Source organism: Alteromonas sp. MMG017 (assembly GCF_018100795.1).
Taxonomy (GTDB): Bacteria; Pseudomonadota; Gammaproteobacteria; order Enterobacterales; family Alteromonadaceae; genus Alteromonas.
The window spans coordinates 83,043-94,523 of the sequence record NZ_JAGJDY010000005.1 but is presented as its reverse complement, the minus strand read 5'-3'; the positions used below and the strand labels follow the sequence as shown (position 1 = coordinate 94,523).

The window sequence follows — 11,481 nt, the reverse complement described above, 5'->3', positions numbered from 1 at the left end:
GAATTATTTACTCCCTGTGCGTGCGTTAACAGAATCGCCATTGTTATTGCTATCAATAACAGCGCCACCGCTATCTATTTTTACCTCTACAGGTATTACTTGACTGCCCTCTTTTACTTTTCCTGCGCCTTCAACGAGTAACTTCTCATTAGCTTCTAATCCGCTAATAATTACCCATTGATTGCCTATAGCAACCGCGGTCTCTACACTACGTTTTTCTATTTGGTTTGATTCGTTGATGACATAAGCGTATGCCTCATCAGTCGCGCTATGATAAATGCCCTGTTGCGGAACTAAAATAGCCTGATCATCTACCGCATCACTGACCGTAGCTCGAACAAACATTCCAGGTAATAGAAGACCATCTGGGTTCGGGAATTCAGCGCGTAATGTAACCGCTCCCGTAGAGGCATCTACTGCCACTTCCTGCATTTTTAGTTCACCTGTTAAGTCATAATCACTTCCATCTTCTAAAGAAAGCGTAACCTCAGCAGTACCTTCATGTATGTCGCTTTTACTTATTAACCTTCTTAGTCTCAAAAGTGCTTTACTGCTTTTTATCATATCCACGTAAATAGGATCTAACGCGCGAATTGTTGCCAGTGAAGTGTCTTGTTGTGCAGTAACAAGCGCACCTTGAGTGATAGAGGATATTCCGATTCGACCAGAAATTGGCGCCAGCACTTTTGTGTATTCAAGATTAATTTTTGCGGTATCTAAAGCAGCTTCATACATATCAATATTGGCTTTCGCTTCTAAATATTCCGCGTGAGCGTCATCCGCATCTTGTTGAGATATTCCTTCAACTTTCAATAAATTAGCGTAGCGCTCATCTTTAAGCTTCGCCGTTTCCTCCGCAGCCTTTGCGTTATTTAATGTTGCGGCCGCCTCGTTGTAAGCTGCTTGATAGGTTTCAGGGTCAATTTGGTAAAGTGTCTGTCCTTTCTCGACAAATTGACCTTCGGTGAACAAGCGCTGTTGAATGATGCCACTTACTTGGGGACGAACTTCCGCTTCTTTCGATGCCGTAATCCTTCCTTGTAATTGAGTATCTATTTTATGACTGCTGGGTGTGACAGTTATGTACGAAACTTCGATTTCTCTAGGTGTGCCAAAGCCATCTGGAGGAGTATCGCTCTGTTGTCCGCAGCCGCTAAGCAGCGCCCCAAACACTAAGAGGCCTAGCATTAATGTTAAATTCTTCTTCATAAAGTTTCCTTATTAACTTCACAATAAAAATAGGATTAAGCAGTTAACTCTGCAAGAAACAACTATTTATTAGATATAGCTAATCTTAGATTGTAGTAGGTTAAGGAGGGGTTAAGACTTTATTCATCTGCGTTGAATGAATGAATAAAGCGATAAGATGCATTGGAATATGATGAGCAAACGGTTACCCACAAAAAAGCCTGAACAGGGTCAGGCTTTTCATTGTTGTGGCGCTATCTCTGGAACACTGCTACCTACTCATGCGTTAAGATTACTTAAGGTATAAAGTAAAGGCCTCCAGTAACATAAACGAGCATTTAATTAGCGCTATTAAAGTGCGCTAAAATTTTACTCACCTCGCCTATACGCCGTTCAAAGCTCGATTTGCTCGCACGTTCATGAATGGTGTGATCGCCATCGCCGTAAGGGCCAAAGCCATCAAGGGTTGGCACCCCTGCAGCCGACACTACATTCGCATCACTCACCCCACCACGTTTTTCTAATTTAAGTGGCGCCCCCAATACAGACTCTAGTTCGGCAATAAACTGTGCCTGTGCTTCTGTAGGCTGCATGACATCTCGCTGCAAACCACCAGTTACCACTACTTTTACCCCTTCAACAGCAGGATTTTGGGTGACTTCTTCAAACGCAGCTAACACTCTGTCCCGCTCTTCTGATTGAGTGAACCGCGCTTCTACCGTCAAGCTAGCACTAGGCGAAATAGTGTTTGCGCCTAATCCACCTTTCATTTTGCCGGCGTTAACCGTGGTGCCTTTTTCAAGGTCTGTTAGATTGGTCAGGGCAATTAACATATGAGCCGCAGCCAAGTTCGCATTAATACCGTCGGTATAATGATTACCCGCGTGAGCGCCTTTGCCTTCGAATTCGATTTGAAAAGTCGCAATCCCTTTTCGAGAGATAACCACATCATGATCGGGGCCCGCCGCTTCAAAAACCATACAGGCATCGTAGGCTTTGGCTAATTCACTGGTAAGCAGCTTACTGTCGTCACTGCCACTTTCTTCATCGCTCACCAATAGCATATCAATGTTCGCGATGTGGCCTTGTTCGGCAAATACATTTCGAAGTGCTGTTAGCGCAATATAATTACCGCCTTTCATATCGCACACACCTGGGCCGTAAATCCATTCATCATCTTCTCGGAATTCGGTAAAGGTGTCTGGCGGAAACACGGTATCTAGGTGACCAAGTAGCAGTAATTTTGCGCCTTCACTCTTTTTAGACAGATAGTGAACATGGTTACCAATTGCTTCGCGTCGATGCGTTTCTACAGAGAATCCAAGTTGCTCCATCCACGCATTAAAGATGTCAGCATTGTGATCTACACCCGCTTTATTTTTAGTGTAAGAATTGAGCGATATAATTGTGGCAAGTTCGGTAAAGTCCAGACTACTATTCATGCTATTTATTCCAAGTATTAATTAAAACCAAACTACGCTGAAGCCCTTGTTTTAATTGGGCAATTAACAGCAATCACACATGCTTTAAACGTTAAAATTACAAATATTGAAAATAATTTCCACTGAGCAAAAATTAAACTTGAATAGTACGCAATTTAGCCGTTTAATGGCGCCGCTTTTGGGAGGGACTCCTCGTACCAAGACGTACCCTAAAGTCTAATATATGTCATATTTCTCATCTAAAATAGATATTTACCACCCATTTTGGTGCAAATTTTTATTTTGAGAAATCTTCTTACGTAAATCGAACAGAATGTCAATTCATCGATTCATAAAAATAGGGTTAAAAGTCGTGCCAAAGTATACAGTCGGGATGTGGATGTACAGCAACAGCGGCGGTACTGCCATACAGGCTAAAATCGTCAATCAATTACGAGATCGCGATATCGAAGCAATTACCGATCTTAACTTAGGACATGCAAACGCACACAACGGAACCATTACGTGTCATAACGTGAATATGGAAGAGTTAGATGCGTTCTTTTCATACAATGCAGGTCAACAAACACCTTATCAAGTTTTTCTTTATCAAGTATTGAACGAATCAATTCCGTGCCTTAACAGTTTTGAATCTTTTTCGTTATCTGAAGATAAACTTCGCACTTCACATCGTTTATCTCGCGCGGGTATTCGTACACCTGATTACCGATTATGTAATACCAAAGATAAGCCGATGCTTAAAAATACTATCCGCGAATGGGGCGGACGCCTGGTATACAAGCCTACCGATGGCTGGGGCGGAATGGGCATAGTAAAAGTGGAAGATGAGCGTTCATTAGATATGCTTATTCCCTTTTTGGATCAAACCAATATTCCCCACTTCTACGTTGAACGCTTTATCAATTACGACATGACAGACTATCGCATCGACATTGTTGATGGTGAATTCGTAGGTTGTTACGGACGCCAAGCACCTAAAGACGATTGGAAAACTAACGTAACGAGTGGTGGATCTGTTATTCGCCGTGAACCTAATGATGAATTAGTTGCACTTGCAATCAAAGCCGCCAAGGTAACGGGGCTAGATATCGCTGGGGTAGATGTTATCTATGACCAAGAACATGAAGAATATGTAGTACTAGAAGTAAACGGTATTCCTGCATTCGCCACGCCTGAGCAAGAAGCTGCAGGGTTGACGTTCAATGATGGAAAAATCGAGCGGATCGTTAACTTGATTGAGCGAAAAGCAATTGAAAAGCGCGCCAGTATTCAAGCCGCGCTAACCTCTCAACTTTAAACGAGAAAGTAAAATGTCTACGACTAAACTACCTACTATTGGCCTACTCTACTTAGACCATGTACTGCGCTTCTTCGACAAGTCTAATTTTAAAGGCTGGCCAGATAAAATTGAAACTGTGTGTTACCACTGGGGTAACGACAAAGCCCGCTTTGTTCGTGAAGTGAAAAGCAAAAATATCGATATTCTTATTGGTAATATTCCTGCTACAGCTTATGAGACGTTCCGTGAAATTGCTCGCGAACTGCCAGATGTGCGCTTTTTGCCTTCAATGGATACGCAGTTTGCCAACAAGTCGAAAGAAAATGTGACCCATTTTTGCGAAAAGCACGACTTGCCTATTCCCAAAACGGATATTTTTTACGAGAAAGACGAAGCTATGGCGTTTTTACGTAAAACCAGTTATCCAAAAATTATTAAAAAGTCTTATGGTCCATCTAACTATGGTGGTTATTTCGTACATAAAGTAGATAGCTTTAAAGAAGCGGCCGAACTGCTTAAGAAAAAGAAATATCACCCCGTTTATGTGCAAGAATTTGTGCCTATGATGGCAGATATTCGCGTGATGCTGATTGGCCACAAGCCAGTTTGTGCGTTTTGGCGTCGTCCACCAGAAGGTGAATGGCTAACCAACACCAGTCAGGGTGGCTCGATGGATTATTCTGATGTGCCCAAAGAAGCGTTACAAATAGCAGTGAATGCGTCTAAAGCCGCAAAAGCTGAATATTGGGCGTCTGATATTGCGTTAGGTGTGGATGGTAAGTTCCGTATACTAGAATGCGCCACTGCATTTGCCGCCTTCCCTTATATTCGTGACTGGATTGGCCAGTATATAATGTGGACCTTGTGTTCAGAGCGCTTTAAGAAGCCGCATATTCCTTTGTATAACTGGGAGGAACTGGGTAAGATTCGCACGCCGCTTTTACGCACTATGAGAAATATTACTTTTGGCGAATATACACCAAGCAGTGATAGTGCAGACTCAGCAGCGGTAACTAATCCTGAACTTTATCCTTTGTTACCCGTTGAACTACAACTCGACGAAGAATGGCCAAGTGAATCTTGGAATTTTCAAGATAACTACACGCCCAAAAGTAAAGCCAAAATAGTGACCGACTTGCATTTAGAAAACCAAGATGTGAGTGAAGATGATGGCATAGAAGATGTCATCGGTGATGGGCTAGAACGTGTATTAAATGATAGCAACGATGAGTTTGAAGACGACACCGAAATAGATGCGGGCGAACTCATTTTAACTACGTCAGAGTTAGAAAGCTTTTTTGCTGGCGTAAAAGGTATAGGCCCTAAACTTACAGAGGTGATAATCAGTACTCTTGGTGAAGAGGGCACGTCAAAAGCGATTTACGCTGATCCAAGCGTGTTTCTGACGGTTAAAAACATTCAGCAGAAGAAAGTCGATGCAATTATCGCGCATTGGGATAATTTCAAGACTACGCTGGTAACCACTGATTTCTCTTAGTAAAGAAGAAATAATGAAAAAACAATATACCTCGTATCAAGAAACAATGGCGTTTTTAGAACAAGCTCAGGAAAAATACCCTGAGCTTATTCGCGTGCATAGCATTGGAACGACGTGGGAAGGTAGGCCAATTATGATGGCTACCCTTTCTGCTAACATTGAAACTGCGGATAGTAAACCCGCTCTGCTTTTTACAGGAACCATCCACGCGCGCGAGTGGATTGGCAACGAGTTAGCCATTAAGTTTATTGATAACGTGCTAACCAATATTGATCACAACCCATCTATACAACAAGCATTAAGCCGTAATACCTTATATATGGTGCCTTGTTTAAACCCGGATGGGTTTGAGTATTCTCGTACCCACTTCTCTTTTTGGCGTAAAAATAGACGTGACAACGGCGATGGCACCTTTGGTGTAGACTTGAATCGTAACTTTGGTGTTCGCTTTAAGCGTTCTGCTGATACCACGGTAAACACCTACTCAGGCCCAGCGGCGTTTTCTGAGCCAGAAACTGCGGCCATTCGTGATTTCGTACTCGAGCATAAAAACATTACTATTGCGCTAGATTATCACTCGCAAGGTAACGTGTTTTTCCCTGCGCATAAGTTTAATCACGAGTCTGAAATTGAAGGCACTGACTTAAACGTATTGTGCGCCAATATGAACCGTGAAATCCATAAAGTAACGGGTCGCCAGTACGGTATACACCGTGGCAAGCCACCTACAAACCTTATCAATGGTAGTGGCCGTGAATATTATTATTCGCTAGGTATTATTTCGGCGGTGGTAGAAGTTGGCACTCGCAACATTCCTGATTACATGGCGAATATGTCGCAAAGTGTAGATGAAAATGTACCTGCGGTACTTTACGCACTTTCAGAAGCGAAAAACTACTCTGATGAAGCACCTGCTCGGGTAGATAACTTCACTATTGAATCAGTGGGCGTTTACGAAGCGACCCTATGCTGGGATTACTCAGAATCTGATGATATCTATTTTGAATTGTATCGCTCTGAAACGGTGAAAAGCCCTTGTCGTGAAGATAATCTTATTGCGATTATTGGCAAACACACGTTCACAGATGTGCAGCTTAAAAGTGGCCAGAAATATTTCTACAATTTACGTGCGGTTAATAAAGTTACCGACACCAAGTCGCCTTTCAGCCCTGAAATTAAGCTTAAGACCCAGCTGTCTGAAGATGAATACTTCAGAGGTTTGTTCCCGTCGAAGCGCGGTATTGGTTATGTAGGCCAATATACCCTTGAGAAAAACCGCGAGCATTTCGGTTACAACTCACTGTTTGTAGGTGTGAACAAACGCCGTGGTATTTGTTATGGCGTAATAGCGTTTAACATGGAAAACTTACCTGAAGAAGCCCGTATTAAGAATGCGAGTTTCTCCTTGTACCCAATGAACCGTGTTAACGCGAAGGTAGAAAATTTTGGTGAATGGACAGTGTCTATTCTCGATCCGTCAGAAATTTCTGACATCACAGACTTCAACCAAATTCATCAAGCGAAGCCTATTCAAACACTAGGTGATGAAATTCGCTCAGATAAGCTAACTCAAGGTATTTGGTCCCACTGGGATTTGAATGTGGCTGAACGTCGCATTATTCGTAAATCTATTAAGAACGGTACCTTATTGCTTCGCGTTGAAGGCCCAAGAAAACTTCCTCTTGGTGCAGACTCGCAAATGATGCAATTTGATATTGGTTACGGAAAGTTTGGTTCAGGTATTCATTACCGCCCTAACTTGGAAGTTATTTACACGCTTCCAAGCAAACAGGTAGAGCTCACCCCGTCATCACTTAGTACTGTATCAAAAGCCGAAGTGAATAAAAACGAGCTGCAGTCTGGTTTCGATTCAAACGGCGATGTGGTTTACGGTCAAATGACCTTCTTAACCGAAAATCTACCTGATCCTAAGAAAACGGTGATCACTGAAGCCTACTTAACCATGAGCAACGACAATGCCTTGCCTACATCGCAAGATATTCGTTTCACCATTGAATTAGCGGGTCTTGAAGATCTTGACTATCAAAGCGTTAAAAATAGAGAGAAGAAAGAGTTTATTGGCTACGAGGTGAGTAACGTTCAACTCAAAGACAAGAGCTCTCACAACTTTATTTTTGATAGTTATTGCCGTGAAGCGTTGGAAGACATGCACGCGAAGCATGCGCCATTTCATTTCGTGGTTCGCTCTACGTCTTCAAGTGCTGAAAAGAACATGCTAGTAAACTGGCATGACTTACACAGTAACCAAGTGTGTAAGTTGGTTATTAAGTACATTGAGCGCCGTAAAGAACCTTTACCGGCACCAGCGAACTTAAGCGTAACCTTAGAGAATCGTCAGGTGAAACTGAGTTGGAGTAACCCTAAACATGCCGATTTAGTTGGCGCGTTTGTGGTTAGAAACCGCTTCCACTCGCCACGTTCGCCGCTTGACGGCGTGAAGCTTTATGCAGGTTCTGATGAGTATACTTACGACAACTTTGGTAACCCCAATGTTGAAAAGTACTACTCTGTTTTTGCTTACGACGATGTACCTAACTATTCTGCGCCTGTCAGTGTTTACTATTCTTCTGAGGAAGTTATTCCTGTAGAAGAAGAGAAATACGAGAAGCAGGAAGAAGAAGATGACGATGAGCCGTTAATTGATTAACCATTAACTAATCTTATCGTTTCTGTTTGTAGCCCACGCTATGCATAGTAAACGCTTTAATCGCTATAGTTAGTAGACTGTAAAAATAAAAATAGGCGCATTTAGCGCCTATTTTTTTGCTCATTAACTAGGTTTACCTTAACGCTCGTTCAACGCCGTTGGTACCATTGAGCGAGCAATTTTTCTAGCCGTAACCTCTGAGGGCAAAGGCCTAATTGACCTTACGCTCGAAGGTTTATGAGGTACATCAAAATGTAGCTCTACGTCAGTAAAGCTATCGATAACTTTCTGAGTAATGAGTACCACCCCTTTTTCGCTCACTGAAAATCCGAAGTGTTTGGCAATATTAACGTCGTCAATCGCTAAGTTAGCGGGAATAGTCACGCCTTTATCTACGATAACATTTTTTAATTTAGCGCCAGATTCGATAGTCACATCAGGCAGCAATACACAGCCTTGAAGTGAGGCGCCATCACCAACTGTGCAATTGGATGACAAAACAGTGTGGTGTATTCGGCAATTGTTCAATTGGCAACCCGTGCCAATGAGTATCTGGTTTAGATCGCACTGGCCTTTTTGAGCTCCGCCCCGTATTTGGGTTGGCGCGCTAGACAAGGCACTTCCCCAGATAGGCCAAGCCGGATCGGCTAAATTCAACATGTCGCTGTTGTTTAGCAAATCCATATGAGCACGCCAATAGCTATCGATAGTGCCTACATCGCGCCAATAAGGAATTTGGCAACCATCAGCACCTCTAAAGCGATGTGCAAACACTTTGTGTTGTTCAATAATGTTGGGAATAACGTTTTTGCCAAAGTCATGGTCTGATTCTAACGCTTTAGCGTCTGCTTTAAGTAGCCGATATAGCACTTCAGCATTCACTACATAATTGCCCATTGAAGCTAAACAATATTCTGGAGCATCTAATAATGGGTGTGGTTTACTTGGTTTTTCATCGAAAGCGGTTACTTGTCCTTTACTATCAGCACTTAATACGCCTAACTGGTTTGCAGCATTCTTAGTAGGTACTTCTATACAAGATACTGTCATTTCAGCGCCGTTTTTCACATGTTCAGCAAGCAGTTTTCGGTAATCCATTTGATAGACGTGATCACCCGATAAGATCATCACATATTTAGGCGCTCGGGCTTTAATGTATTCAATATTCTGAAAGCAGGCGTCGGCAGTGCCTTGATACCAGCTTTCTGACTGTTGCTGGGAAGCGGGAAGAATATCTAGTCGCCCCCCAAAACTGTTATTCAACGTGCCCCAATGCTGCATTAAATGCCGAATTAAACACTGAGACTTATATTGGGTGAGTACTGCAATTCGGTTAAGGCCGGAGTTGACACAGTTTGAAAGGGGAAAATCGATGATTCGACAATGACTGCCAAACTCTAGTACAGGTTTAGCCCGGGTTTCAGTCAGTGCTTTTAACCGTGAGCCCTGCCCACCCGCTAGCACTAACACCATCGTACTTTCTATTATTTGCTGTAAATCAATCTCTGCATTCATAACTGGCTCCGGCTAGGGTAATACCTAAATCGATGATGATTAAACTGCAATCACAATTTAATTTATCTATTGAAGGAAAATTGCCGACATTGAATTCAAAAAAATTCTACAACATGCCTTTCGCGTTAAGGCTAAGTAAACAAGGAATTTTCGTTTAGCGTATTGATCCGCATCAATACGATTGACGATGCGCGTCTATGAAGGCTTATACTCATTATAACGCCAGGCTATATCGCATTTTCATCTGGCATCTATCTGGCTTTCATTTAGCGTGTATTGGCTTGAATGAAACAAACCAACTCCCCTTCTTCTTAATTGTAGTCACCATTGCTTAAGCTAAACAGCTTGTGCTAGTTTTAATCATTACATGCTTATAATTCAAACAAATAAGGAAAGGGAATGAGAGCAGTTTGTACGCTTGTTTTAGTATTGGTGAGTTTGCAGTGTATGGCCAAGGATGTCATGAATATGCAGGCAAGGAGCGAGTTGGTCGATGAAATACTAACGCAACGTTTCGAGCAGGTTTTACCCGGTCTTATGCAGCGTACTAATATTGAAATGTGGGTGATCATGTCGCGGGAATACAATGAAGACCCCGTCATTAAGACCATGCTGCCATCAACGTGGCTATCTGCCCGCAGGCATACCATGTTAGTCATTTATAACCCTGGGGAAGGAAAACCTCTAGAGCGTTTAGCGGTAGCTCGCTATGCCGTTGCCGACTTATTTGAAAAAGCATGGGATAAAGAAGCCCAGCCAAATCAGTGGAAAGCACTTGCTGAAGTTATCGAAGCGCGCAACCCCAAACAGATTGCAGTAAATGTTTCAGATGCGTTCGCTCTGGCAGATGGCATGAGCAGCACTGAAAACCGCAAGTTTATGGCCGCCCTTTCCCCTACCTTCAAAGACCGTGTGGTATCAGGTGAAAAACTTGCCATTGCTTGGCTAGAAACTCGTAGTAAGCTTGAAATGCAACACTACCCTACCCTGACTCAAATTGGCCACAAACTTATTGCAACGGCTTTTTCAAATGAAGTTATAACCCCAGGAATCACCACCACTGACGATGTTATATGGTGGCTGCGTGATCAAAGCAAGGCATTAGGGTTAGAAAACTGGTTTCATCCTTCAGTGTCTATTCAACGTGCCGACAATGAAAAATTTGATCAAATAAAAGCGTTTAGTAAGCGCGCCGGTGAAAATACTATTCAGCCAGGAGACCTTATCCATGTTGATTTTGGCATTACTTACCTGCGCTTAAACACCGACCAACAACAGCATGCATACGTGTTAAAACCTGGTGAAACCGCGCCGCCCGAGAGCATTGTAAAAGCGTTCGCGGCAGGTAACCGTTTGCAAGATATCCTTACCAACAATTTTAAGGTGGGACGCACCGGCAATGAGATTTTAAAAATGTCTCGAGAACAAGCCATAGAAGAAGGTCTAACACCCGCTATTTATACTCACCCCCTTGGGTTTCATGGTCACGCTGCTGGGCCAACCATTGGTATGTGGGATGCCCAAGAAGGCGTTCCTGTACAGGGCGACTACCCCATGTACCCAAACACCGTATATTCCATTGAACTCAATGCTGCCACTCACATTCCTGAATGGGGTAAAGATATTCGCATTATGTTAGAGGAAGATGCGTTTTTCGATGGTGAAAAAGTAGAGTACCTCGACGGCAGGCAAAAAGTACTCCATCTCATTTCTTCCTCAAAACTTTAATACACAGACTATCGCGCGCTTATTAATGTATTTTAAGCGCGCACACTGCTAACCAAAAAATTTCGAAAGTGTTTTGATTGTTCCGTCCTCACTTTAGCACCGCTCACATGATTTATTTACCGCTTATATAAAAAAGCTCATACGCCATTTTCTTATACGTAAG

7 protein-coding genes are annotated in these 11,481 nt (G+C 42.7%); 4 read left to right on the top strand and 3 right to left on the bottom strand.

Going from position 1 to position 11,481, the window contains the following annotated elements; translation table 11 throughout:
- Positions 1–3: 3 nt before the first annotated feature.
- On the bottom strand, positions 4–1,209 hold the full coding sequence (locus tag J8L84_RS09300) for an efflux RND transporter periplasmic adaptor subunit (protein WP_211070458.1): 1,206 nt from the start codon (positions 1,207–1,209) through the stop codon (positions 4–6).
- A 317-nt stretch (positions 1,210–1,526) separates the two neighbouring features.
- A complete protein-coding gene (locus tag J8L84_RS09295; RefSeq protein WP_211070457.1) occupies positions 1,527–2,630 on the bottom strand; it encodes a M20 family metallopeptidase in 1,104 nt (367 codons plus the stop codon).
- A 352-nt stretch (positions 2,631–2,982) separates the two neighbouring features.
- Between J8L84_RS09295 and J8L84_RS09290 the strand changes: the two genes are divergently transcribed.
- Genes J8L84_RS09290 through J8L84_RS09280 form a run of 3 tightly spaced genes read left to right on the top strand, consistent with a single transcriptional unit; the run spans position 2,983 to position 8,075 of the window.
- Complete coding sequence (locus tag J8L84_RS09290; protein ID WP_348771828.1) at positions 2,983–3,927, top strand: ATP-grasp domain-containing protein; 945 nt, start codon at positions 2,983–2,985, stop codon at positions 3,925–3,927.
- A gap of 13 nt (positions 3,928–3,940) precedes the next feature.
- A complete protein-coding gene (locus J8L84_RS09285) occupies positions 3,941–5,407 on the top strand; it encodes a hypothetical protein (RefSeq protein ID WP_211070456.1) in 1,467 nt (488 codons plus the stop codon).
- Positions 5,408–5,420: 13 nt separating this feature from the next.
- Positions 5,421–8,075, top strand: a complete 2,655-nt coding sequence (locus tag J8L84_RS09280; RefSeq protein ID WP_211070455.1) for a M14 family metallopeptidase — start codon at positions 5,421–5,423, stop codon at positions 8,073–8,075.
- A gap of 138 nt (positions 8,076–8,213) precedes the next feature.
- Here J8L84_RS09280 and glgC read toward each other — a convergent pair whose 3' ends face one another.
- The gene (glgC, locus tag J8L84_RS09275) at positions 8,214–9,590 is read right to left on the bottom strand and encodes a glucose-1-phosphate adenylyltransferase (RefSeq protein ID WP_211070454.1); all 1,377 of its coding nucleotides are present in this window, start codon (positions 9,588–9,590) and stop codon (positions 8,214–8,216) included.
- 399 nt (positions 9,591–9,989) lie between these two features.
- On the opposite strand from glgC, the gene J8L84_RS09270 reads away from it, so the two are divergent.
- On the top strand, positions 9,990–11,318 hold the full coding sequence (locus tag J8L84_RS09270; protein ID WP_211070453.1) for a M24 family metallopeptidase: 1,329 nt from the start codon (positions 9,990–9,992) through the stop codon (positions 11,316–11,318).
- Positions 11,319–11,481: the final 163 nt, after the last annotated feature.